Raw genomic sequence first — 23,998 nt, 5'->3', positions numbered from 1 at the left:
ATTCAGATAGGTAAATTATTGCCGCTGAATTGTTGAACAGGGACGCTAAATAACCAGAGCGAGGTAGGCAAATGATTGCCGTTTTCCGTCATTGGGCGATGTTAATTGTCGCTACAGCCTTAGTTTTTTCCCCGTTGGTCTTTGCCGATAACCAATCAAAGATAGCTGATATCTCTGTCCGGGACTATGGAGTGCTCCCGGAGATTAGCATGATGGCTATATCGCCCAGTGGCAATCGAATTGCCTACCGTACTACAAAAGATGGACGCGATATTGCTGTAGTTTTTTCACTTTCCGAAAAGCGTCTCCTGGGGTCTGTCGATCTGAGGGAAATTACGCCACAGTCCATATACTTTGCCACCGACAATGAATTGGTACTCGTTGCATCAGAAGTGCGTCGTTTATTCGGTTATCGCGACAAGCTGGCTCTGAGTACTGCTTATGCCTACAGCTTGGTAACCAAAGAGGTTCGCCAGCTACTAACCCCGGGTGATGTGATATATCCTGGACAGCATGGCTTGGGTAGGATTGCCGGCCTGTCTCCTGATCGTAAATATGTGTATATGCCCGCCTATGTACCGGATGATCGCCACGACCATACACCTCGTATGTCGCTGGTTGAGGTTGAGTTCGATTCTCCGCAGAGGCCGAGAGTGCACTTCAAAGGGCTAGAGAGTTCCATTGACTTCTTCCTTGATGGCGCCGGGGAGGTCATTGCTCACGAGCTGTTTGATAACCGAAGGAACCTCCATCGGATACTTGCTCGTCATGGTGATGACTGGAAGGAAATTTACCGCAAAGAAATCGATATGATGGAAATTTCCGTGGTTGGCCTGAACCCGGATCGTGAATCTCTCGTATTCCTTGCCGAAAACAGCGAAACCGGTCGTGATGACTATTTTATTATGGATCTGGTTACCGGAGAGGTTAGTGATGCGGGGCTCGGCCGCAGTGATGCGGATGTGGAGGCGACCTTCACGAGTCATGATCGCGTGGTGTGGGGTGTTCGTTACTCCGGTTTTAATCCATCGTATAAATTTTTTGACGAGGATCTCGATCGTCGTATGGCCGAGATTCAGTCAGTATTTCCCGAGCATTCGGTATGGCTGCGCGATTGGAGCGATAATTGGGAAGATCTTCTTGTCTATGTGGAAGGATCCAGCGAAGCGGGTAGCTTTTACCGATTCAGCAAGGGGCAGCAACCCGCGTATATAGCGACGGCACGCCCCAAAATTACAGCACAGCACATTCATCCTATCGGTCGCATGAGATTTCAGGCCAGCGATGGCTTGATTATCCCCAATTTACTGACCATACCCCGAAGCAAAGTTGGTGCAATGAAGAACCTGCCGGCGGTAGTTATGCCCCACGGTGGTCCCGCATCATACGATCACGTAGGTTTTGACTGGCTGGCCCAGGCGCTGGCGAATCGTGGCTACCTAGTTGTTCAGCCCCAATTCCGGGGATCCTTCGGGTTTGGCCGTGATCACTACGAAGCTGGCCATGGAGAATGGGGTGGGAAAATGCAAGAGGACCTCACTGACGCGGTAAAGGTACTTGTAAAAAAGGGGGTCGTTGACCCGGAGCGAATTTGTATCGTGGGAGCCAGCTATGGCGGCTACGCAGCCCTAGCGGGAGGCGCATTTACACCGGACCTGTACCGCTGTGTAGTGTCAATCAATGGTATTGGCAATCTTGAAGATATGCTTAAAGATAAAGGACGGCTGTTCGGTGATGATCATTGGTTAGTAGCTTACTGGCAGGAAAATATTGGCAATGGCAAGGTGTCCCAAGATCACTTGCGGAAGGTTTCGCCCGCACTCTTTGTGGACAATTTTTCTGCACCGGTGTTACTGATCCACGGCGAAGATGATCTTACTGTACCCATTTCTCAATCGGAGAATATGTACAAAAAGCTGAAGCAGGCAAAGAAAACGGTCGAGTTAATGAAGCTGGAAGAAGAGACTCACTATCTAGTCGGAAACGAAACTCGCTTGCAAACTGTGGAATCGGTAGTGGCATTTGTGGATAAATATCTTCAGCCAACTTCTCACTAAAACTCAGCGCTGATTTTGGTTGATATGATTCCGTTTATATGGAAGTGAGCTCGTCAGCTTGTGTTCACTGAGATACCGGCATGTCTCCAATAGCGGTCGACCTGTTCTAACGATGCCGCTGTTTCTATATCTTAGCGAGATACGGGGCGCAAAGTTTGCGCCCCTGAATATTCAAGTTCTGTTTAAAACTTGAATTCGGTACCTACACCGAAGTAGCTGCGCTCGTAGTCGCTTGCTGCAGTTTCATCGGTGTAGAAGGTGAATACTTTAGCGGCCTTGGACAGTTTGTAGTCCAGGCCCAGGCTGAAGGTTTCGCCATTGGTTTTGACGATGTCGGATTGGCCGTATTGGGCTTTGGCTGTCCAGTTGTTGATCTTGTACGCCACGGAGGTCATCCAGCCATCCTGCTTGCTGCTATCCGCTTTTTCCTGCTCTTCATACAGGGCGCCAACCTGAAGGTTGCCGAAGTTGTATTGGCCGACGAGACGGTTTACGTTCCAATCGTTGGCTTCGACATCCTGGTCGTATGCGTAGGCCAGGTAAACACCGTTGTTGTCGTAGGCAAATGACACGGAAGTACCGTTGTCGCGGGTGTCGATCAGGTTGCCTTCGTCGTCGAAAATTTCCGCTTCCTTGTTGCTGATGTAAGCTGCGGAAACCTTGAAGCCACTGAAAGACGGTGTGGTGTACTGGAAATTGTTGGATTCGCGGTTGTCACTTTTGGTGATCAGGCTTTTGATATCGCCTTCCAGATCGTTGAACAGGTCAACTTTCTTTTGCGCAACCTTGAACGGGGTATCAAATTTACCGCCGATAACCTGGCCGAAACCACCTTCGAGACCAGCGTAGATGTTGCGCTGCTTGAATGTTTCATCGGCTTCACCATCGATATCGACTTCGTATTCCATCTTGTAGATGCCTTTGATGCCGCTATCCAGCGGCAGCTCGCCTTTGACACCCAGGCGGGAGGCATTGCTTTTGACATCGGTTACTGCGCCTTCGCCCTCATCATTAGATTGAAAGGAGGCATTGGCTTTACCGTAGAAATTGAACACTTCTGCACTGGCAAAAGCGGGGAACAGGGCGGCAATGGCCAGGGAGAGAGCTGTCTTTTTCATCTGCGGTCTCACTGATAAAAATTATTAAGACGTTGTCCGTCGATCAGATGCCGCGCAGTTTGCTACCGCAATGTTACAAACATGTTAAATGTGAAAGGTTGTTGTAAGTTTTATGACTAAAAGCTGATCAGTAAGGCAGTTAGGGTCTGTATGGCAGCTTTATTCTTGTGGCTACACGGTAGATTTTGGTCAAGCGAGGTACGTATTGGCCAGGGTGATACCGAATTGCGTTAAGGATGACGCTGAATATGAAGCACAGGTGGTTTGAGGGGCGGGGGCCACAATTTCACAGGACGCCGGTGTCTCTGACGCTGTGGCTCTGGTGTCTGGCGCTGGGAATCGGTCAGGTGGCCTACTGGACCCGGTTGCCGGCTGTTGATACCGGCTGGTGGCTGGCCTTTATCCTGCTGGTTCTCCTGGTAGCACTGGTTTCTGTGATGCCATGTGTGATGCCTGGTTTGTCGCGCTCGGGACAACCGGGCGGCGGCAATTGGGCCGGGGGCAGGGCATTGCCTGTTGCCATCTGCCAGCTATTGCTGCCGACCCTGATCGGCACTGGCTGGGCGCTGCATTGGAACAAGCATGTATTGGATATGCGACTGCCGACTTCGCAGCACGGTGGCGATGTGAGCGTAAGCTTGGTGGTGACCTCTCTTCCAGACGTCAGACCTGCGGTGTCGGCATTCGGGCGATTCAGGCCGATTGGCAGCGATCGCTATGATGTGAAGTTCAGTGCGCGAGTGGCGTCTGCGGCAGATCCGGGCTTGCTCGGCAGGAAGTTGTTACTCGGATGGTACGGTGTACCCAAGGCCGATGTGCCTCGCGCTGGCAGCCACTGGCAGATGCAGTTACGGCTGAAGCGCCCCCGCGGCAGTGTTAACCCGCATACCTTCGATTACGAGGCCTGGTTGTTGCAGCGGGGAGTCTATGCAACCGGGTATGTTCGTGACCGGTCTTTACGGCCAACACAGATCCTGGACAGTTCCGGGCTACCCGCGTTCCGGGAATCACTGCGCGACCGTATCGATGACGGAGGCTGGGACAATGGTCGTCTGATAAGGGCGTTACTACTTGGTGACCGCTCCGGGCTGTCAGAGCAGGATGAGCAGCTATTGCGCCAAACCGGTACTGGGCACCTGTTGGCGATTTCCGGCTTGCATGTGGGCATGGTCGCAGGATGTTTTTTACTTGTTGGGGCCCTGCTAAGCCGCATTTTAGGACTTGTGTTCCCGTATAACCCGAGGTCGCTTGCCGGCGTATGTGCAATCGGGGGTGCGCTTGGTTACACGTTGTTGTGTGGTGCTCCGCTTTCTGCGCAACGCGCGTGCCTGATGGCGAGCGTTGCCTTGGCGGGGTGGATGTGGCGAAGGCGGATACCGGCAGGTTTGGCGTTTGCGGTGGCTTTGGCCCTGGTACTTATATGGCAGCCGCTGGCGGTGTTAAGTGTTGGCTTCTGGCTTTCCTTTGGTGCGGTCGCTGCTTTGCTGGTCCGCTTTAGCGGTCGGCTGCAACTTTCCGCTTGTTCTGTGCAACTGGAGGGTGCTGAAGGCGACCGCCGGTCTACACCGCTCCACATGCGTGTGACGCTGTATCTGGTCGCTGCATGGCGCAGCCAGTGGGCGGTTGCGCTGGCGCTCTTGATGCCTTCCATACTCTTCTTCTCTGGCGCTAGTGCGTCAGCTCTGGTTCTCAATCTCGTCGCGATTCCCTGGGTCGGTCTTTTGATCCTCCCGTCCATTCTGTTGGGGGCCGTGTGTCCGGGCGATGCAATAACCAACCTCTGCTGGTCCTTCGCGGATTGGCAGCTTGGGGTGTTACTCAATGTACTGGAATGGTGTAACCGCTATCTCGTAGGGTGGCAGAGCTTACCCGCACCGGGAGTATTGGTGCTTGTGATGGGTATTGGCTGTGTGGTGCTGCTACTGATGCCGCGCGGTGTACCGGGTCGCTGGGCGGGATACTGCCTGATTCCGGTGGTATTTGCGGCTTTGCTGCCACGGCCGCCTGCTACACGGGAACAGTTGAACGTAACCGTACTGGACGTAGGGCAGGGGCTTTCTGTTGTCGTCGATACTGGCGAGCGTGGCCTGGTTCTGGACGCCGGTGCGGATACCGCCAGGGGGTGGAGTGCCGGACGGGACATCGTCGCCCCTTTCCTGATTGGTCGCGGCTTCAGGTCTCTGGATGCGCTGGTGGTGAGTCATGGTGATCGTGACCATGCCGGTGGCGCTGCTGGTCTGGCAGGCGCCGTCCAGCTTGAATCTTTGATTGCACCCGGTGTTCTCGGGGAGCGCTTGTCCGCAGACATTTCCGCTCGGGAGGGCAGTAGTCCCTGTGTAGCAGGTGAAGAGGAGCAGTGGGGTTCTCTCAGCCTACGTTGGCTGTGGCCGGCTTCAGGTAATGACGCGCTCAATGTTGACGGTGAAGAGAACGACCACAGTTGTGTTGGATTGTTGCGCTGGAGGGATACGCGGGTGCTTTTTACTGGCGATATTTCCCGCAAAGTAGAGCGTGAGCTGGCATTGAGGTATCCCGACTTCCCTCCGGTTGACCTGCTGGTGGCCCCCCATCATGGTTCCCGTACGTCTTCCTCCCCCGCGTTGATCCGGTGGGCACGGCCGGAGCGCGTGGTTTTCAGCGCTGGGTACCGGCATCACTTCGGGCACCCACATCCCGATGTGGTTGAGCGCTACCGGGAATCCGGTGCGCGCTTGTTCAATACGGCGGATCTGGGGGCGGTGCGCTTTTCCTGGGGGGAGGGGCAGTTGCTGCCAAACATTGAATGCGGGCGGGAGTCACTCCGCTTCTGGTTTGCGCATGAACGATTTGCGGTCTCGAGTGTATGTGCGGAGCGCACATGACCGGATCCGACCTGTAATTGCGGTGTCTGTCGCAAGATCCAATATTCCCTTGGGGTGGCATCTGGGCCGAAGTGCGGATGAGAGTTGCTTCAAAGTTTTTCCTTACCACTCGGTGCTATCGTGCCAGTTAAATTCAGCAATAGTGGTTTTGGTTGACTGTATGAAAATTAAGCAGATTGCCGGCGCAATCCTGGTAGCTGCGGGAGCGGCATTGCCCGCTGTTACCGTGGCCTCGGACTGGAAGTACACCCTCGGCACGGATATCAGTAGTGGCGACTATGGCGATTCTACCGATACCGACATTGTGTCGACGCCCTTTACCGTCAGCTATTCCCCAAACGCGAGCTGGACCTTCAAGGCTTCTCTGCCTTGGACGCAGATTGAAGGGCCTGGGGGTGTGATCCCAGGTGGTGACGGCGGCTTTGTTGTTGGTCCGGGAAACGGGAACGGCAATGGCAATGGCAATGGGAACGGCAATAGTGGTGGCGGCGCCGCCGACGAGGTTGTTGTCTCCAGGGCATCCGGCCTCGGCGACCTGTGGCTGACCGGTACATATAGTCTGGAGCCAATTGCGCAACAGTACTTCGTTGATCTTTCGGCTAAATACAAAGTGCCACTGGCAGATGAAGACGAAGGCCTGGGCACCGGTGAAGCGGATTACACCCTGCAGGCGGAAGTGTTCACCGTGGTGGGTGATTTCACCCCCTTTGTGACCCTGGCGAAAAAATACAAGGGCGACCTCCCGGATGTGGAGCTGCGGGATGTCTGGTACACGTCTGTGGGTACCGGCTATCGGCTCAGTGAGGTTTCGAGCGTTGGCGCTTCTCTGGACTACCAGCAGGCGGCAACCGCCCAGGGAGATAGGCAGACGGAAGCATTCGGCTATTACAGTCACAAACTCAGTGACCAGTGGAGTGGCTTGGTGTATGGCTATATTGGCCTTGCTGACGGTAGCCCCGATCAGGGTTTTGGGTTCCAGGTTAGCTACCGCCCCGCCAACTGATTGGCTGGGTATTTAATGATTCATCAGATGATGACGATGCCAGTTCGCTCAGATTACTGGCGCAACCAGAGAAACCAGGAGAAAGCAGGATGAAGCTTCCATTTAAAGCGACAGCATTGGCTGCGGCGCTCGCCGGCGTTGTTGTAATGCCGCAGGTATGGGCCGATGAAGATTTACCCGAAACCGATGTCGAAGTGGTTGAGGTGGCCAGCTCCGTGCCCGGAGACCGTATCGCTGGACATTTCAGCGATTTCTTTGGGGGTGATGAAGAATCCAAGCGTATTGTTGCGGGTCTGCGCGACGGCAGTATTCACTATGTTGAGCCCCTGCCAGAAGGTGAAGACACGGATACTGACGTTGAAGTGGAAGTTCCTGAAGAGTTGCCGGAAATGGAAGAGGGCACTGAGGGGCATGCCGGTATGGGATACGGCAATGTGCTGATTACCATGGCGCTGGCAGAGCGTCTTGCAGGTATTTCAGAAGCGGAAGCAGCTGAAGGTGAGATGGGCCTTGATGCGGAAGGATGTGTTAATGAAATCCTGCGCATGCGCCAGGTTGAAGGCATGGGCTGGGGCCGGATTGCCAAAGAACTTGGTGTGAACCTGGGTGAAGTGGTTAGTGGCGTGCATTCCAATCGCCCGGATATGTCCGGGAAAATGGCTCGCCACGAAGAGCGGGAATCTATGCGTGCTGAAAAGCACGCGGAGCGCGACTTGGGGCGTGCAGAACGCGCCGATAAGGTTGCGAAAGTGGAGCGCGTAGCTAAAGTGGATCGCCCGGAGAAACCGGTTCGCCCGGAAAAAGCTGAGCGCCCGGAGAAGCCGCAGCGCCCGGAGCGTCCTGGTAAGTAATTCTCCAGACTTGCCGTTCTAGAGAAAAGCCGCCGCAAGGCGGCTTTTCTTTTTGATACATAGTAATCATGCGGCCTTCCCGGTGCTCTCTCCGTATATTGTGACAGGGGCTGTTTTGCCGTTCCGTTCACAGGGATGAAAAACATGCCCCACGAGCCCTTAGCCGTCGCCACGACCTGTGGTAGAGTCGTCGGCCACAACCTGAATTCGCTACGTTCAAGGTCCGGTCAATTTCCGTTCCGTTGTTTTGGGGCAAAGAAAACGTGTTAGAAATTATAAAAAGCGGCGGCTGGCTGATGCTGCCTATCCTGCTCTGTTCTGTTGCTGTCATTGCCATCTTTATCGAGCGCCTTTGGACGCTGAATGAGCGCAAAATCGCACCGCGCGGTTTGCTTGGTGAAGTCTGGAGTGGGTTGAAAAACAACCAGCTGAACTCCGAGAAAATCAAGGATTTGCGCGATTCCAGTCAACTGGGGCGTATCTTCGCCGCCGGTCTGTCGAACTCCCGCCATGGTCGCGATGTGATGAAAGACAGCATCGAAGAGGCCGCGAGCCAGGTGGTGCACGAGCTGGAGCGTTTCCTGAACGTGCTTGGCACTATTGCCGCCGTAGCGCCGCTGATCGGCCTGCTGGGCACCGTAGTGGGCATGATCCAGGTGTTTACCGCGATTATGCTGGAAGGCACCGGCAATGCCGGCGTGCTGGCCGGTGGTATCTCCCAGGCGCTGATCACTACTGCGGCAGGCCTGACTGTGGCCATCCCCGCACTGATGGCGCACCGCTACTTCCAGCGCAAGGTGGATTCCATTGTGGTCACCATGGAGCAGGAAGCGGTAAAACTGGTTGACGCCCTGCATAGCGACCGTCGTATCGAAGCTGCGTAAGCGCCCAGAGCCAAACCGAGGAGCGCTGCATGCAATTTCGCCGCCAGAGTAAAGACCAGGAGGGAATCAACCTCACACCACTGATTGACGTGGTGTTCCTGCTGTTGATTTTCTTTATGGTGACAACCACCTTCACGAAGGAGAGTCACCTTAAGCTCAATCTGCCAGAGGCCGCAGGGCCCAAAGCAGACAACCCACCTTCTACCATTGAAGTGCTGATCAACGCGGATGGTTCCTACGCCGTTGATGGTCGGGCACTGATCAACAAGAAACTGACTACGCTGAAATCTGCGCTGTCGGAAGTATCGGCCGGGGAGTACAATCGCCCGCTGATCATTACCGCAGACGCCACTGCCGAACACCAGGCGGTGGTTCGCGCCATGGATGCCGCTGGCCAGCTGGGATTTGTTCATCTCAGCATCACCACCCGGCAGCCGGACGAACAGTAATCTATATAGTGTTGAACCATCCGGGATTGCGCAGACGCAGCCCCGGGTGGCTTGCTGATGTGGCCGCTCCTGTTTTGGGGGTGGCTGCGCAGGACACTCTGCCAAGAATTCTATGGATAAAACGCCTCAACCTGTGCTGAAGCCTGAGCACGGTGCCCGTACATACCGCCGCCTGTTGTCGTACGCACTGCCCCAGTGGCCCCTGTTTGTGCTTGCGGTATTTGGGTTCATGCTGTTTTCCTTTATGGAAGTGACCCTGATTGCGGTGACCGAGCTTCTGCTTGATGCGGTAGGTGCGGGAATACAGCAGGGGCGGGGATTCCTTTCCCGGTTTGTTGCCGGGCATTTCCCCGGTGGCGTGATGCCGCAGGATACTGCGCGCTGGCTGGTCCCAGCCGTCATGCTGATGATCATTGTGTTCCGCGCGGTGGGGAATTTTGTTGGCAGCTATGGTCTCGCCTACGTCGCGCGTGCCGTCATTCACCAGTTGCGCACAGAGCTGTTCACGCATATCGGGCAGCTGCCCAGCAGTTACTTCGACCGCTTTACCGGTGCTTACCTGATTTCCAAGGTGGCCTACAACGTCGAGCAGGTAACCAATTCCATTACCAAGGCGCTGAAGACCATGATTCGGTCTTCATTTACGGCGATCGGTCTGCTGACTTACTTGCTGATGGTGAACTGGAAGCTCACCCTGACATTTTTCCTGTTTGTCCCGATCATTGCCATCATCGTCGGGGTGGTTGGCAAGCGTTTCCGCAAGCTCAGTCATCGCATCCAGAATACGATGGGTGATGTTACCCATGTCACCCAGGAAGCCATCAATGGCTATGAAGTGGTGCGGATGTACGGCGGGCGCCCGTATGAAAATGCGCGCTTCCAGGCCGCGAGCAATGCCAACCGCCAGCAGTTTATGAAACTGGTGGTCGCGGATAATGCCAGTGTTTCGGTGATCCAGATTATGGTCGGTCTGGCTACGGCCGTGCTGGTCTGGTTTGCATTGGCGCCCGGCATGGTGGAAGCAATGACACCGGGCGTGTTTGCATCTTATATCGGTGCCGCTGCATCGTTGGCGAAGCCGATCCGGAATCTGTCGGAAGTTTACGCGGAGATCCAGAAAGGAATTGCCGCGGCAGAGAGTATCTTTGAGGTCTTTGATGCACCGAAAGAACCGCTAGGTGGCAATTTATCATTGCCCGAGCCGGTAACCGGCACTGTGCGTTTCGAGCACCTCGGATTCAGTTACGGTGAAAATGCGCCGCCGGTATTGAGTGATATCGATTTCTCTGTTGCGGCCGGTCAGACAGTGGCGCTGGTCGGCGCGTCCGGCTCGGGCAAGAGTACCCTGGTCAGCTTGCTGTCCCGTTTCTACGAGCCTACTACAGGGCGAATTCTGCTGGATGGTGTAGATATAACCCAGGTGCCTGTCGCGGAACTGCGTGAGCAGGTCAGCCTCGTTTCCCAGAACATCGTCCTGTTCAACGATACGGTGTATCGCAACATTGCATACGGCGAACTGGGCGATAAGTCGGAAGCCGAGGTTATGCGTGCGGTGGAACTGGCGCATGCGCGGGAATTTATCGATGAGCTGCCGCAGGGCCTGCAAACAGTGCTGGGAGATAATGCCCAGATGCTGTCCGGTGGGCAGCGTCAGCGCCTCGCAATCGCGCGGGCGCTTTTGAAAGATGCGCCCGTATTGATCCTGGATGAAGCAACATCCGCGCTGGATAATGAATCCGAGCGTCATATCCAGGCAGCGTTGACGGAGGTGATGAAAAATCGCACCACCTTCGTGATCGCGCACCGCTTGAGCACCATTGAGAATGCCAGCCGCATTCTGGTGATGGACCAGGGCCGGATTGTCGAAAGTGGAACGCACGTGGAGCTGCTCGCGCAGGGTGGTCGCTACGCGATGCTGCTGCGCCAGCAGACCGGTGATCACCTGAGTTAATTGTGTGACTGGTTGTCTGATTGGTCGCAAGCAAAGTGGACGAGGGAACGGGTAGGGCAAATGTCTCTGGAAGACTGGTTGAATAAACGCTGGTACCCCGCGAGCGAAGATGGTGGCGCTGCGGGCATGCACTTGCCGCTGCTTGCGCCACTGGAACTGGCTTTTCGTCAGGCGTCGCGGTTGCGCAAAGTGCGCAGCAAACCAAAACCGTTACCCGTGCCGGTAATCGTGGTAGGTAATATCACGGTCGGCGGTGTTGGCAAGACGCCGCTGGTTGCGGAGCTTGGGCGCTGGCTGCAGGAGCGGGGTAAAAAGCCCGGTATTATCAGCCGTGGGTACGGTGGTCGCGCCCAGCACTATCCCTATGACGTCACCGCGCAGTCGCATCCTCTGGAATCCGGTGACGAGCCTTTGATGTTGCATCTGATGACCGGGTTGCCGGTGATGGTGTCGCCCAAGCGCGCGGAAGCCGCCGAGGCGCTGATCGAGCAGCACGGTTGCGATGTGATTCTCTCGGACGACGGTTTACAGCATTACCACCTTTGGCGGAGCCTGGAAATCTGTGTCATTGATGGCTCGCGGGGGCTGGGCAATGAGCATCTGCTACCACGTGGCCCATTGCGTGAGTCGGCGGAGCGGCTCGATAGCGTTGATATGGTCGTTGTGAATGGCCCGCCGTCGGAGTATGTGCGGTCCCAGTGTGAGCGCCACCTCGATTTCACCATGCAGGTACAGCCATCGCGCTGGCACCAGTTCAACCTTGACCAGACTTCTACCCTGAAACTGGAGTCGGGGCCTGAAATTGGCCCTTGCCACGGGGTGGCGGCCATTGGTAATCCCCAGCGCTTTTTCAATGCCCTGCGTGGGCTCGGTTTTACCGTGATGGAAATGGCCTTTCCGGACCACCATCAATTCAGCCAGAGCGAACTTCAACTCGATGGCATAACGCCTGTCATCATGACGATGAAAGATGCCGTGAAATGCCGCGATTTCTGGCAAAGCCACTGGTGGGCAATTGAAGCCCATGCGGTATTGCCGGATCTTTTCTACCAGCGAATTCATCAACATATTGAGGGCTTCAAATCCGCATGAGTGCTTCGGAGAAACTCCCCCCTGTGTCTTTCGACGTGATTATTCCTGCCCGTTACGCCTCCAGTCGTCTTCCCGGCAAGCCGCTTGCGGATATTGCAGGCAAGCCGATGGTGCAGCGGGTATATGAGCGTGCGGTCCTGAGCAGCGCGGAGAGGGTGATTATCGCGACGGACGATATGCGCGTTGCTGAAGTGGTGCAGGGGTTTGGCGGTGAAATTTGCATGACATCCGCCGATCACGCCTCGGGTACTGACCGCCTGCAGGAAGTCGCTGCCAACCTGGGGCTGGCGCCGGACCGTATCCTGGTCAACGTGCAGGGCGATGAACCTCTGATTCCGCCGGCGGTGATTGACCAGGTTGCGCGCAACCTGGCAGAAAATACAGCGGCCGGCGTTGCGACGCTGGCCGAGCCCATCGCAAGCGTTGAGGATTTCCTGAACCCCAATATCGTCAAGGTGGTGGCCGAAGAGGGTGGTTTGGCGCGTTATTTTTCACGCGCACCGATTCCCTGGCCCAGGGATGCCTTCGCAAGCAGCAAGGAAACGCTGCCCGAGGGGCTGAATCCACGTCGGCACATTGGCATCTATGCTTACCGGGCAGCGCAATTAAACCTGTTCGTGACCTGGCCGATGGCGCCGATTGAACAGTTCGAGGCGCTGGAACAACTGCGTTTCCTGTACAACGGCCAGGAGATTCATGTTGCTGATGCGATGGAGGAGGTGCCGGGTGGAGTGGATACCGCCGAGGACCTGCAGCGCATGCGCGACCTCTTCGTGTGATGCCCTTGACCGTTACCTGTGCGAAGTGAGCGGGTAGTTAAAAATAAATTATGGATTTCTGTGCGCGGGAGAAAGATACCTCGCGGCGCAGAGACTGGCAGCGGTAGCTCATGATTCGAAGTGATTTTGATCTTCAGCCTTTCAATACGATGACTATCGCGGCGCGTGCAAAGTATTTTGCGGATGCCACGAGTCTCGAAGACCTGCGCGCGGCGCTGGATTTCGCGCGGGAAAACCAGTTGCCAATACTGCCATTGGGTGGCGGAAGCAATATCGTGCTTACTGGCGATTTTCCCGGCCTGGCGGTACACGTTGGTCTGAAAGGCCTGGTGCTCGACGACCAGGGGGATTACACGCAGATTACTGCCGCTGCCGGAGAAAACTGGCACCAGTTGGTAATGCGCAGTGTCGCTGAAGGCCTGGGCGGTTTGGAAAATCTGGCGCTGATTCCCGGTAATATCGGGGCTGCTCCTATCCAGAATATTGGTGCCTACGGTGTCGAACTGAAAGACAGCTTCCACAGTCTTACGGCGATGGAAGTTGCTACGGGTAACCTCGTCGAATTCTCGGCAGAAGAGTGCCGGTTTGGTTATCGCGACAGTATGTTCAAGCAGGATGGGCGGGACCGCTATTTGATTTGCGAGGTGCGCCTGCGGCTATCCCACAGCTGGCAGCCGCAGGTGTCCTATCCGGCACTGCAGCAGTACTTTTCCAGCAATGGGGTGGCGATGGATACCCTGAAACCCGAGGTTATTGCGGAAGCTGTTATTGCCATTCGCAACTCCAAATTGCCAAACCCGGTACAGATTCCCAATGCCGGCAGTTTTTTTAAAAATCCGGTGGTCGATGTCGATCAATACACCTCACTGCGGCAGCAGCATCCCGAGTTAGTGGCTTACGCTGCGGGAGATAACTGGAAGCTGGCCGCCGGCTGGCTGATCGATCAGGCGGGGTGGCGTGGTTTCGAGCGGGACGGGGTTGGGGTGCACAAGCAGCAGGCGCTGGTGTTGGTGAATCCCGGGCATCGTTGCGGGAGCCAGATTGTAAGGCTGGCGATGGATATTGCTGCGGATGTGAAGGCGAAGTTCGGCGTGGACCTGGAGCCGGAACCCCGTTTTTATCCCGGTCTGTAGATTGTGCTTGAGGGGATGCCGACACTGGATTTTGACGCTGCGGCGGAGCACTTGATGAAGTGTTGCGATGCTGAGCGTATCCCGCTCTACCCGGGTAGCGCGATCTACGTTCCCGGCTGGCTTGAGTCGCCAGATGCCGCTGCCGTGCAGCGAGCGTGTCTTGATTCCCTCGACTGGACGAGTCCAATCCTGAAAATATTTGGTCGCTCGCATCCGATACCCCGTCGACACGCGTTTGTCGGGGATACCGGTGTCAGCTACCGCTGGTCAGGCATCGTGCAGCACGCGCAACCCTGGGTACCTGCGCTGTCAGATGTACGTGCCCGCCTGGCCGAGCTTGGGCTCCCATTCAATTCGCTTCTGGCCAACCACTACCGTGGGGGGAGCGACAGTATGGGCTGGCATGCGGATGACGAATCCGAGCTGGGACCGCTACCGGTAATCGCCACCATAAGCCTGGGGCAGGCGAGAAAGCTTCGCTTTAAGCCGAAGGCCGGTGGGGATGCCGTAGGCTTCCTGTTGGAGCACGGCTCCCTGTTACTCACGTCAGGGGAAGTGCAGCAGTACTGGGTTCATCAGGTGGCGAAAAGTCGGGCCAGTATGATTGACCGGATCAGTCTGACTTTTCGCTATATTGGTTCGGAAAGCCCCCCCTTCTTATAACTTTTCACTTTTAGCTCTCGGTGTCTGCATGCTTTGCAGCGCCTGTTTTGTCTGGTATGTTTTCATCAGGCTCTGTGGATGGATCTTTGCGGGAAATTCCCGCTGAGCAAAAAAAACAAAAACACAGTTTCATGCGGATACGTATTTGTAGGAAAATCTCGCGTGATCTGACTGAGAATCCGTAGTTGGGGCTAATTTGATAAAAGTCTTAGTTGTAGACGATCACGACCTGGTGCGCATGGGTATATCGCGTATGCTGGGTGATGTCTCCGATATCGAAGTGGTAGGCGAAGCCAAGAGCGGCGAGGAAGCGATTGCTTTTGTGCGCGAATCTGAGCTCGATGTCATTCTGATGGATGTCAGAATGCCGGGCATGGGAGGTATGGAGGCGACCCGCAAGGTGCTCAGCCGTTTCCCGGATGCGCGTGTTATTGCCGTTAGTGCATTGGATGATGAGCTCTTTCCCACCCGCCTGATTGAGGCTGGAGCGAAAGGCTATGTCACCAAAGGTGCCGACCTGGAAGAAATGGTCCGGGCGATCCGTGCGGTGATGGCGGGTGATACCTACATCAGCAGCTCAATTGCCGGCAAGCTTGTATGGAACAAGACGCGGGGGGGCAATGGCTCTCCATTTGGTGAGCTTTCCGAGCGGGAGTTGCAGACAGCGGTAATGATCGTGAATGGCAGTAAGGTTTCGGAAATTGCCGAAACGCTGTCGGTCAGCCCCAAAACAGTAAATACCTACCGATACCGCATTTTTGACAAGCTGGATATTCACTCCGACGTGGAGCTTACCTTGCTGGCAGTAAAGCACAACGTACTCGATCCGGAGGAGGCGTTGTAGAATAGGGGCTCGCCCATTAATCAGATTACGAAAACAGGGGCCGCATGCGGCCCCTGTTTTTTTGAAGCCGTAGCCGATGTTCGACAGTAAACGCTTTCTCCCCACCGTTACCCGCAAGCCTGGCGTCTACCAGATGTTTGATGCCAGTGGCGGGGTGTTGTATGTCGGTAAGGCAAAAAATCTGCGCAATCGCCTGTCGAGCTATTTTCGCGCTACGGGCCTCACCGCGAAAACCATGGCGCTGGTTGAGAAAATTGCGGACATTGAAGTCACGGTGACCCGCAGCGAGACCGAAGCCCTGGTTCTCGAGCAGAGCCTGATCAAGTCACAGCGGCCGCCCTACAACGTCATGTTGAAAGACGATAAGGGCTATCCGTATATTTTTCTCTCCAGTCGCGACACTTTCCCCCGCATAGCTTTTCACCGTGGAGCAAAGCGTAAAAAAGGCGATTACTTCGGGCCGTTTCCCAATGCATCTTCGGTGCGCGATAGCCTGAACTTTCTGCAGAAAACCTTCCGTATCCGCTCCTGTGAAGACAGTGTGTTTGCTAATCGCTCGCGACCCTGCCTGCAGTATCAGATCGAGCGTTGCACCGCTCCGTGCGTTGACTATATCAGTCCGGAAGATTACGGCGCGGACGTGCGCCATGCGCAGATGTTTTTACGTGGTAAAAGCGAAACCATCATGCGGGAACTGGCGGCTGAAATGGAGGCGGCATCTGCGGCACTGGAGTTTGAAAAGGCGGCGCGCCTGCGGGATCAGATTGGTGCGCTCAGGCGGCTTCAGGCAGATCAGGTTGCTGAAAGCGGTGCAGGGGATGTGGATGTGCTGGGCGTGGCAACGGCGGGTGGCTTGTGTTGCGTGCACATCCTGTTTATCCGTCAGGGGCGCATTCTCGGCAGCCGCAGCTATTTCCCCAGTGAAAAACTGGGGCTGACGGGTGGGGAATTGTTATCGGCCTTTATCCCTCAGTTTTATCTCGGCGCGGAGCGGGAAATGCCGCGCGAAATCCTGGTGTCGGAACCGCTTGAAGATTATGAGGCCATTCAGCAGGCCCTGAGTAACCATTCGGGCCGCGAAGTTGCTATTTCGCACAGGTTGCGCGGCAATCGGGCGACCTGGGTGGAAATGTCCCAGCAGGCTGCCGCACAGAACCTGCAAAGCCGCACGGCTTCCCAGCAAAAACTGCAGGGGCGCTTTGAGAACCTTCAGGAGGTCTTGCGGCTGGATGAGTTGCCCGAGCGCCTGGAGTGCTTCGATATCAGCCATTCCAGTGGCGAGGCAACGGTTGCCTCCTGTGTGGTATTCGACACCGGTGGCCCGGTGAAGTCGGACTATCGTCGTTTTAATATCGAAGGGGTTGCTGCAGGCGATGATTACGCAGCCATGGGGCAGGCGCTCAAACGTCGCTACACGCGTCTTTCCAGTGGTGAGGGGCGGTTCCCGAATATTCTCCTGATCGACGGTGGTAAAGGGCAGGTGGCGCAGGCCGTTGACGTGCTCAATGATCTGGGTGTCTCGGGTGTGCAGATTATTGGTGTGGCCAAGGGGACTACGCGCAAGGCCGGCTTCGAGACCCTGCATGTGGTGGCGGAAAACCGCGAGATGGTATTGAATGCCGACTCGCCAGCATTACACCTGATGCAGCAGGTGAGGGATGAGGCGCACCGGTTCGCTATCACCGGCCACCGCCAGCGCCGAGACAAGAAGCGACGTGAGTCACCGCTTGAGGGTATCCCGGGTGTTGGTCCGGCCCGCCGTCGGGCATTGCTCCATCACTTTGGTGGGCTGCAGGAGCTTCGAAAAGCCACAGCCAATGAAATTGCCAGTGTCGAAGGAGTGAGTCGAAAGCTCGCCCAGGATATATACTCCGCTCTACATCACGAGTAATTTTCCTGCGGAGTACCAAAATGCTCTGATTTCAAAGAGAATTGCTCGCGGAGTACTCTGCCGTCATGATGGCGTTTATTTTTATGGCAGGGCTTGTTAAGTTACGCACTGCCGACGATGTGTGTTCAGCGATATAAGGACCAGCATGACCCTCGCCAATCAACTTACCCTGCTACGTGTGGCGCTGATCCCGGTTTTTGTGCTGGTATTCTACCTTCCGTATAAATGGAGCTACTTCGCCTCTGCGCTGATATTTTCGGTCGCGGCCGCAACCGATTGGCTGGATGGCTATATTGCCCGCAAGTACAACCAGGCGACGCCATTCGGCGCTTTTCTCGATCCGGTTGCCGATAAATTGATGGTGGCAACAGCGCTTGTTCTGCTGGTCGATCTCCACAACTATCCTTTCTTTACCATTGCTGCGGCAGTGATTATTGGCCGCGAAATCGCGGTGTCCGCGCTTCGTGAGTGGATGGCAGGGCTCGGTCTGCGCAGCAGTGTTGCGGTGAACTATATCGGTAAAATCAAGACCACGGCTCAGATGGCGGCGATCATCGTCCTTTTGGCATTCGATGTAAGGGAGTTCCCGGTAATGGAAACCATAGGTTATATCCTGCTCTACATTGCCGCCGCACTTACCCTCTGGACCATGATCATTTATCTCAAGGCTGCGTGGCCGGCATTGGCGGGCGAAACTGCTAATGGTGACAACAATGAGTCCTAATCCAGCCGGCTGATCAAGCGGGCCTGAGCTCCGCGAATATTTTCTGAATGCCTGACGCTAAACGTCGGGCATTTTTGTTTTCAGCGCCTGAATTCACTATTTTTTACCCGGTATTTGCTGTCACTAGCAGTGACGGTATTGCCGCTGCACCTGCTTGACATATTTCAATGCGAGGATATTCGCGACAGCCCCTCTAATGTACGATCGTCCCACTTGGGTTGAACTATAAAATTAGGGGGAGCTGATGCGCTCAAATTTTAATCTTGCTGGCAGGTCAATTGCTGGTGTTGGCTCGGCGGTGTTTGGGGTGTTCGCGCTTGCCGTCGGCGCGGCAGTCGAAGCGGCAGGTGAAGACCGCGGCTATAAACGCACGGAATGGCTGCCGAAATGGTCGGACGTGGATCGGGACTGCCAGGATACGCGTCATGAATTGCTGATCCGCTATTCGCTCGCACCGATCACATTCAAAGATGGCGGTGAGTGTAAGGTTGTCACTGGGCTTTGGCTGGATCCCTACACGGGCAATTTTTACGAGCTCGCCTCGGACCTGGATGTCGAACACATCGTTCCGCTCAAATGGGCGTACGATCATGGCGGTGCGAACTGGAGCCGTGAAAAAAAGCGGCAGTTTGCGGAAGATCCGGACAACCTGTGGTTAGTTGATGACGGGCGTAATCAGAGCAAGGGGCAGCTGGGTCCGGAAGAGTGGATGCCTCCCTATGGGCCGGTAAAGAAGTATTATTTACAACGGTTTATGGCGGTAATCGAGAAATACGGCCTTGAGGCTACGGAGGTTGAACAGCGCCTGTATCTCGCCATGCTGGAAACCCATCGGGGTTAATTTGCCGGTATCAAAGCGGTTGGAGGCAGATGGTTGGGCAGTGCCCGTGTGCTATTCAAGCTTGTCCAGTATTCGATTGAACTGGCGCTCCAGCGGGTAGTCTTCGCCCGACCACCCCAGCCGCACGATTACGGCGCTGAGACTGGGACATACCATCAGTTTTTGCTCGCGATTGCCGAGCATGAAGTAAGTGTCGTCAGGCAGGGCGGGGTAGCGTTGCGGCATGCCCGGCCCTGAATTCAGCCAGAACTGGTATCCATAGCGGCTGTCGTTTTCACTCGGGTTGGGTGTTGTGGCAGCGTGTACCCATGCAGGGCTAAGTAAAGGTTTTCCGTCCTGGCTTCCCTGGTCGAGCATCAATTGTCCCAGGCGTGCCCAGTCGCGACCGGAGGCATAGGCGTAGGAGCTGCCAACAAATACGCCGTGGGCGTCACTCTCGAGCAAAGTATGGGCCATGCGCAATGGCTGCAGAAGTTCCCGATATAAAAAATCCATGCAGCCCTGGGTGCCTCCCAGCGTTCTGTGCATCCAGAGGGCGAGGAGGTTGGTAGTGCCTGATGAGTAATGGAAATGCCGGCCCGGTTGTTGCCTGAGCACGCTTTGCAATGCGTATTCGGAAGCGCTGGGGCTGGTATACAACATCCGGGTGACATCACTGCCCGGCAAATAGCTTTCGTCGAACGCAAGTCCTGAACCCATCTGTAATAAATTGCACAGGGTGATCGCCGATCGACCGTCGTTGTGCCACTCGGGAAACAGGTCGCTTGCCTCCATGTTTGCGAGCCCGAGTGCCTCCATGCGACCTATTAAAATTGCGGTCAGGCTTTTCGCCATTGACCAGCCCAGAAGTGGTGTTTCTGGTTGGATGGGTGGGGTGTAACTTTCGGCTAGCAGCTGTCCGCCTTGCACCACGATCAGTGCGCGTGTATCCAGCCCGCGACGGCAATCATCTTCCAGTATTTGCGCGGTTAGGGCTTGCAGGACCGGGTCGCGGTCGGGAGCACTTTCTCCCGTGGGCCAGGTGCCTGTTATGGGGCGCAACTCGGGGATGTTGAGTGGGGTCGCTTCAAATGCCGCATGGCTTTCCAGCTTGCCGCCGAGGCCGGGGTGAAAGTTGGCGCTTGATTGGCAGATTGTCCCAAAGCAGGCGATGACCCGGTTTTTTTCGTGCTTTAAGGTAATGAGCGAGAATGCGGGCGAGTAGCTGGTGAGGTCCTGCAAAACGCGGGCGTCCTCAAAGCCAGAAATATACCGTGCGGAACAGGCTAATTTCGCAGCCATGGCTGTCAGGACTTTTAGTGCTGTTGCTGCGTGCCAGAGAGAAAATCCGAAATGCCTGCAGGTGAGCCGGCTTAGCAGCCATGCGCATAGGGCGGCAACGATAAACCAAACGGCAGGCCCGCCCATCAGGGGTAATTGCACTGAAAAATGAAACGGGAAAATACGCTCATGCGCTGTCGATGTTGCGACATGTGCATGGTCTTTGTGACCTCTGTCTTTTGCTCGCGGGGTGCTCCATTGGCGCTCCGGGAGCCATCCGGCTTACCGTTTTAATAGCGCATCAATAGCGCAAGTACTAGCACAAATTATTAGCACAAATTATTAGCACAAAAGTTGCCTGGTGGGTGGGGCGTCGGCAGTAGTCTTGATGATGGGGGGCTGTTGCCAAATTGTTTCTGTGGCACGGCGGTACGATAAGCATCGGGAAATCGATCTATGAGATGCGAATCGCTGAAGGGGAATTTTGGTGCCCGGGGCGGGACTTGAACCCGCACGACCAGAAGTCGAGGGATTTTAAATCCCTTGTGTCTACCAATTCCACCACCCGGGCGGGGCGGTGTACGAGGGATTTTCCATCTTGATGCCCGAACTTACGTCGGGTGTCCCTCGTAACTCGTCGCATATAAAAAGCGACGATATAAGAAAATGGAGGCTAGGGTCGGAATCGAACCGGCGTACACGGAGTTGCAGTCCGCTGCATGACCACTCTGCCACCTAGCCATAGGTGTTCGCCCGGAGGCGTTGAAAGCGCTGTGCATTCTATCTGAATGTAGGAAAAAATCCTAGCGTTTTCTGATACTTACGCGCCATCTGGTGCGTTGAGAGGGCGCTATTCTAGGGATTGGCTTCGAATAGTCAAGGGGTAATTTTGCAGTCGGGAATTTCTTTTTGAATTGGCTGAAATCTGCTCACTGCACGGGGTGGAGGGCGGTGAGGGGTGGGGCGTTTACCCAGGTTTAATTATCTTTCCGAAGTCGGGTGGGGTGATCTATTCCCAATTGTTCTAAGTTTTTTCCGGTGCGCTACTGGCAAATTTGTCTCCGTCAACAATACTGAGTGTAGCTGGCTAGCACACATCTCCCCCACGTCGTGTTTAGTAGTGCCGGCCGGGCACCGTCCTCCATACAGGTTGCCCAAAGTGTGTTGTAAGGATGAAATCCTCCAAGTTTCACTCCTAATGGTCTTGGCCCTGACGCTCTCCCCCCCCCGTCGTCAGGGCTTTTTTTTGCCTTCAAGAAACTCGCGGTCGAGCAGGGGAATTTCCTTGCCCGCGGCTTCGTTCACCAGAGCGCTGAACTTTTTCAGTGTTACCTTGCCGCGATCTGCGGCCAGAGACGTCACAACATTATCCAGACTTTGCGTTCCTTCACTGGCGTCTTGAATAGCCATGTCGATGCCGTGCAGCACCCACACGGCGCGAGCAGTTACAGGGCCTGAAGATCGTTTGATCAGCAGGTTGGGAGATTCCTCACCCCAGGCTTTCAGTTCTTCGAGGGTCTGCTGGTAGCGACGTTCACTGATGCCCTTGGTACGGCGCAATGTCTGCAGTGAGTAGTATTCGGCGATACCTTCGACGATCCAATCGCTTTCATGATCGCCACGGATCCCGGTCCCGACGTGGACCAGCTCGTGCAAGAGACTGCTGGTGCGGTTGCCGGAGATGAGTGGCCGGTCTGCATGTATAAATAAGGAGCGTGTGCCGGAAAGGCCTCCCCGCCACATGGGGTCTCCGGCCATGACTATTAGCAGTTTCTGCGGAAATTCCGGGAAAACTTTCTTCAGCTCCGGAAGTGTCCAGCTCAGGAAGGCGAGCGTGTCCTGGCGTCGGATATTTTTGCCAAGAGGCGCGGCTATAACCGTATCGGTACCGTCGATGATGTCCTGTCTACTGCCGATTCTTCCTGAAATCAGCCAGCCTTTAGGGCGAATAAAGCGGCGCCCCGGGTCTTTCAGTTGAAAGATCCCATCCTCATCTTTCACGTACGGGGCGAGGGTATTCCACTTTTTCGGCGTCAGGACTTCCAGGGTGGCACGGGAGTGGAGTTCTTTCGGCGCTCGCGCGGAGATGGGGGGAATCAGTTTATCGCTACGGAGAATCGTCCACTTATCGGTAATCCGGGAGTCGTAACTGCCCGATGACTTTTTTGCGTCGATCACAAACTGGTAGCGGATAGAGGCCTGCTTGCCCTCGGGGGTCCAGATTGCCTCTTTACCGTCGGTTTGGAGAGAGGCGCCCTGCAGGTTTTTATGCCTGTCGGGGTCCAGGTAGAGCTTCAGCTTACTCGGTAGTTCATCGCCGGAAAGTGAAATTTCTACATCTGCCAGGCCGCTTTCCGGGTCCAGCTGTGCTTTATACAGAATGTCGTAGTACTGGGTTTCCGCCGCAAAGGCGCTGCCAACCGTTAATAGGGTGCCAATGAGAAGTAGGGCCGCTGTGACAGCGGCCCGGCCGGAAGAAATGAAATACTTACTGTGGAGCATGAATACAATCTGGCTCTGTTTACTTATAGGGGCCGTTACATGGTATGACCGCAGAGAAGGTTAACAGTGCCAGGATAGAAAGCTCAAAGTGTTTCAGGGTGAAAATTGTCCGTTTTGTGATCGGTTTTGCCGGTTAGCGTGACCCGCTTGTAGGCAAGTTGTGCGGCAACCAGGTCTTCCAGGGCATGGCCGACCGATTTGAAGCAGGTCACGCCCGATCTTGGTAGTGGCGCCTTTGCCTGGCACAGCCTGGGCAGGTCTCCCAGTATGGACTGCGGGTCGATAGTGCCTTCCGCGATAGGAATAGCTAGATCCCCGGTTTCGGAAAGGGCGTGAGGCAGCACGTCGGCATAGAGCGCGACCCGTTTGACCAGAAGGTCATCGGCTTCTCGCATATCCGGCCGGTAGGCACCTACCAGGTCAATGTGCTGCTCTTCTCGCAGCCATTTTCCAAAGAGCAGCGGCGTTTTACTCATGGTGGCGCAGCTCACGATATCCGCCCTCTGCATTCCGGACTGGATGTCGTCACAAATAGAGACGCTGAAAGGTTCACCCGTAAGGGACTTTGCCAGCGCCTCTGCTTTATCCGGGTTTCTACCCCAGATCAGCACCTTTTTAATTGGGCGGACACAGGCGTGAGCACGGATCAGTTCCGGTGCGAGCGTTCCCGTGCCGACCATCAGCAGGGTGCTGGCATTGATCGGTGCCAGATAATCCGCAGCCAGGGCGGACGCTGCTGCGGTGCGTCGCGCGGTAATACTCGCCGCGTCCATGACCACTTTCGGTGTGCCGGTGGTTGCATCGATCAGTGTGTATTGTCCCTGAATGGATGGTTGCTCGCGGTTGTCTGGCGCGACCACAACGGTTTTTATTCCGAGGAATCCGTCGGCCTGCCATGCAGGCATTAGCAGCAGGGTATTTTCGTTGTCATGATTGGCAGAGTAACGGTAGTGATGATGGTGGCGTGGTGGCACTGTCACGTTTTGAGAGCGGAATGCCTCTCTCAATGCTTCGATCAGCTCCGGATACTTTAGTGCCTGCTGTACGGCACCGGCGTCAATATATTGCATGGGTGATTTTGTCTGGCTGTTGATG

General features: G+C 55.4%; 19 protein-coding genes and 2 tRNA genes. 15 read left to right on the top strand and 6 right to left on the bottom strand.

All coding sequences use genetic code 11. The features are described from left to right. Positions 1–71: 71 nt before the first annotated feature. Positions 72–2,057, top strand: a complete 1,986-nt coding sequence (locus LC093_RS02720) for an alpha/beta hydrolase family protein (RefSeq protein WP_226661743.1) — start codon at positions 72–74, stop codon at positions 2,055–2,057. 182 nt (positions 2,058–2,239) lie between these two features. On the opposite strand, the gene LC093_RS02715 is transcribed toward LC093_RS02720, so the two are convergent. Continuing rightward, positions 2,240–3,175, bottom strand: a complete 936-nt coding sequence (locus LC093_RS02715) for a porin (protein WP_226661741.1) — start codon at positions 3,173–3,175, stop codon at positions 2,240–2,242. A gap of 299 nt (positions 3,176–3,474) precedes the next feature. Here LC093_RS02715 and LC093_RS02710 point away from each other — a divergent pair, with 299 nt between their 5' ends. The 14 genes from LC093_RS02710 (at position 3,475) to LC093_RS02645 (ending at position 19,141) form a co-directional block, all read left to right on the top strand. Beyond that, positions 3,475–6,036 carry a DNA internalization-related competence protein ComEC/Rec2 gene (locus LC093_RS02710; RefSeq protein ID WP_226661739.1) on the top strand — a complete coding sequence of 854 codons (2,562 nt, stop codon included), beginning with the start codon at positions 3,475–3,477 and terminating at the stop codon, positions 6,034–6,036. A gap of 160 nt (positions 6,037–6,196) precedes the next feature. Then, the gene (locus LC093_RS02705) at positions 6,197–7,039 is read left to right on the top strand and encodes a hypothetical protein (RefSeq protein ID WP_226661737.1); all 843 of its coding nucleotides are present in this window, start codon (positions 6,197–6,199) and stop codon (positions 7,037–7,039) included. Between the two features lie 89 nt (positions 7,040–7,128). Beyond that, on the top strand, positions 7,129–7,890 hold the full coding sequence (locus LC093_RS02700; RefSeq protein ID WP_226661735.1) for a hypothetical protein: 762 nt from the start codon (positions 7,129–7,131) through the stop codon (positions 7,888–7,890). A gap of 263 nt (positions 7,891–8,153) precedes the next feature. Continuing rightward, positions 8,154–8,774, top strand: coding sequence for a MotA/TolQ/ExbB proton channel family protein (locus LC093_RS02695; RefSeq protein WP_226661733.1), 621 nt, complete (start codon positions 8,154–8,156; stop codon positions 8,772–8,774). Between the two features lie 29 nt (positions 8,775–8,803). Further along, positions 8,804–9,223 carry an ExbD/TolR family protein gene (locus LC093_RS02690; protein WP_226661731.1) on the top strand — a complete coding sequence of 140 codons (420 nt, stop codon included), beginning with the start codon at positions 8,804–8,806 and terminating at the stop codon, positions 9,221–9,223. Positions 9,224–9,335: 112 nt separating this feature from the next. Then, on the top strand, positions 9,336–11,174 hold the full coding sequence (gene msbA, locus LC093_RS02685) for a lipid A export permease/ATP-binding protein MsbA (RefSeq protein WP_226661729.1): 1,839 nt from the start codon (positions 9,336–9,338) through the stop codon (positions 11,172–11,174). 60 nt (positions 11,175–11,234) lie between these two features. Continuing rightward, complete coding sequence (gene lpxK / locus LC093_RS02680) at positions 11,235–12,266, top strand: tetraacyldisaccharide 4'-kinase (protein ID WP_226661726.1); 1,032 nt, start codon at positions 11,235–11,237, stop codon at positions 12,264–12,266. Positions 12,267–12,289: 23 nt separating this feature from the next. Further along, positions 12,290–13,045, top strand: coding sequence for a 3-deoxy-manno-octulosonate cytidylyltransferase (kdsB, locus tag LC093_RS02675; protein ID WP_226661723.1), 756 nt, complete (start codon positions 12,290–12,292; stop codon positions 13,043–13,045). A gap of 110 nt (positions 13,046–13,155) precedes the next feature. Next, positions 13,156–14,178 (top strand): UDP-N-acetylmuramate dehydrogenase, encoded by a 1,023-nt coding sequence (gene murB / locus LC093_RS02670; protein WP_226661721.1) that lies wholly within the window; start codon positions 13,156–13,158, stop codon positions 14,176–14,178. Positions 14,179–14,232: 54 nt separating this feature from the next. After that, a complete protein-coding gene (locus tag LC093_RS02665) occupies positions 14,233–14,841 on the top strand; it encodes an alpha-ketoglutarate-dependent dioxygenase AlkB family protein (RefSeq protein WP_226661719.1) in 609 nt (202 codons plus the stop codon). 196 nt (positions 14,842–15,037) lie between these two features. Further along, positions 15,038–15,685, top strand: a complete 648-nt coding sequence (locus LC093_RS02660; protein WP_226661711.1) for a response regulator — start codon at positions 15,038–15,040, stop codon at positions 15,683–15,685. A gap of 76 nt (positions 15,686–15,761) precedes the next feature. Next, entirely contained in the window at positions 15,762–17,576 is a 1,815-nt protein-coding gene (gene uvrC, locus LC093_RS02655; RefSeq protein WP_226661709.1) for an excinuclease ABC subunit UvrC, read from the top strand. Positions 17,577–17,721: 145 nt separating this feature from the next. Continuing rightward, entirely contained in the window at positions 17,722–18,300 is a 579-nt protein-coding gene (gene pgsA / locus LC093_RS02650; RefSeq protein ID WP_226661708.1) for a CDP-diacylglycerol--glycerol-3-phosphate 3-phosphatidyltransferase, read from the top strand. Positions 18,301–18,544: 244 nt separating this feature from the next. After that, on the top strand, positions 18,545–19,141 hold the full coding sequence (locus LC093_RS02645; protein WP_226661706.1) for an HNH endonuclease family protein: 597 nt from the start codon (positions 18,545–18,547) through the stop codon (positions 19,139–19,141). 51 nt (positions 19,142–19,192) lie between these two features. Here the strand turns inward: LC093_RS02645 and LC093_RS02640 are convergent, their stop codons facing one another. The 5 genes from LC093_RS02640 to LC093_RS02620 all read right to left on the bottom strand — a co-directional run bounded on the left by LC093_RS02640 (position 19,193) and on the right by LC093_RS02620 (position 23,973). Next, positions 19,193–20,422, bottom strand: coding sequence for a serine hydrolase domain-containing protein (locus tag LC093_RS02640; protein ID WP_226661704.1), 1,230 nt, complete (start codon positions 20,420–20,422; stop codon positions 19,193–19,195). Between the two features lie 464 nt (positions 20,423–20,886). Beyond that, positions 20,887–20,972, bottom strand: a tRNA-Leu gene (locus LC093_RS02635). A gap of 96 nt (positions 20,973–21,068) precedes the next feature. Continuing rightward, a tRNA-Cys gene (locus tag LC093_RS02630) sits at positions 21,069–21,142 on the bottom strand. 492 nt (positions 21,143–21,634) lie between these two features. Then, entirely contained in the window at positions 21,635–22,903 is a 1,269-nt protein-coding gene (locus LC093_RS02625; protein ID WP_226661702.1) for a hypothetical protein, read from the bottom strand. A gap of 83 nt (positions 22,904–22,986) precedes the next feature. Continuing rightward, positions 22,987–23,973 carry an ornithine cyclodeaminase family protein gene (locus tag LC093_RS02620; RefSeq protein ID WP_226661701.1) on the bottom strand — a complete coding sequence of 329 codons (987 nt, stop codon included), beginning with the start codon at positions 23,971–23,973 and terminating at the stop codon, positions 22,987–22,989. Positions 23,974–23,998 lie beyond the last annotated feature (25 nt).

Origin of the sequence: Microbulbifer aggregans, assembly GCF_020524005.1 — a bacterium.
In the GTDB taxonomy this organism is placed as follows: Bacteria; Pseudomonadota; Gammaproteobacteria; order Pseudomonadales; family Cellvibrionaceae; genus Microbulbifer; species Microbulbifer aggregans_A.
This window is presented reverse-complemented; position numbering and strand designations above follow the sequence as displayed.

Coding starts and splice junctions, on each gene's coding strand:
- LC093_RS02640 (WP_226661704.1), bottom strand. CDS start 20,422: ATGGCTGCGAAATTAGCCTGTTCCGCACGGTATATTTCTGGCTTTGAG.
- murB (WP_226661721.1), top strand. CDS start 13,156: ATGATTCGAAGTGATTTTGATCTTCAGCCTTTCAATACGATGACTATC.
- msbA (WP_226661729.1), top strand. CDS start 9,336: ATGGATAAAACGCCTCAACCTGTGCTGAAGCCTGAGCACGGTGCCCGT.
- LC093_RS02665 (WP_226661719.1), top strand. CDS start 14,233: ATGAAGTGTTGCGATGCTGAGCGTATCCCGCTCTACCCGGGTAGCGCG.
- LC093_RS02625 (WP_226661702.1), bottom strand. CDS start 22,903: ATGCTCCACAGTAAGTATTTCATTTCTTCCGGCCGGGCCGCTGTCACA.
- pgsA (WP_226661708.1), top strand. CDS start 17,722: ATGACCCTCGCCAATCAACTTACCCTGCTACGTGTGGCGCTGATCCCG.
- LC093_RS02690 (WP_226661731.1), top strand. CDS start 8,804: ATGCAATTTCGCCGCCAGAGTAAAGACCAGGAGGGAATCAACCTCACA.
- LC093_RS02720 (WP_226661743.1), top strand. CDS start 72: ATGATTGCCGTTTTCCGTCATTGGGCGATGTTAATTGTCGCTACAGCC.
- LC093_RS02700 (WP_226661735.1), top strand. CDS start 7,129: ATGAAGCTTCCATTTAAAGCGACAGCATTGGCTGCGGCGCTCGCCGGC.
- lpxK (WP_226661726.1), top strand. CDS start 11,235: ATGTCTCTGGAAGACTGGTTGAATAAACGCTGGTACCCCGCGAGCGAA.
- LC093_RS02620 (WP_226661701.1), bottom strand. CDS start 23,973: ATGCAATATATTGACGCCGGTGCCGTACAGCAGGCACTAAAGTATCCG.
- LC093_RS02705 (WP_226661737.1), top strand. CDS start 6,197: ATGAAAATTAAGCAGATTGCCGGCGCAATCCTGGTAGCTGCGGGAGCG.
- LC093_RS02645 (WP_226661706.1), top strand. CDS start 18,545: ATGCGCTCAAATTTTAATCTTGCTGGCAGGTCAATTGCTGGTGTTGGC.
- LC093_RS02715 (WP_226661741.1), bottom strand. CDS start 3,175: ATGAAAAAGACAGCTCTCTCCCTGGCCATTGCCGCCCTGTTCCCCGCT.
- uvrC (WP_226661709.1), top strand. CDS start 15,762: ATGTTCGACAGTAAACGCTTTCTCCCCACCGTTACCCGCAAGCCTGGC.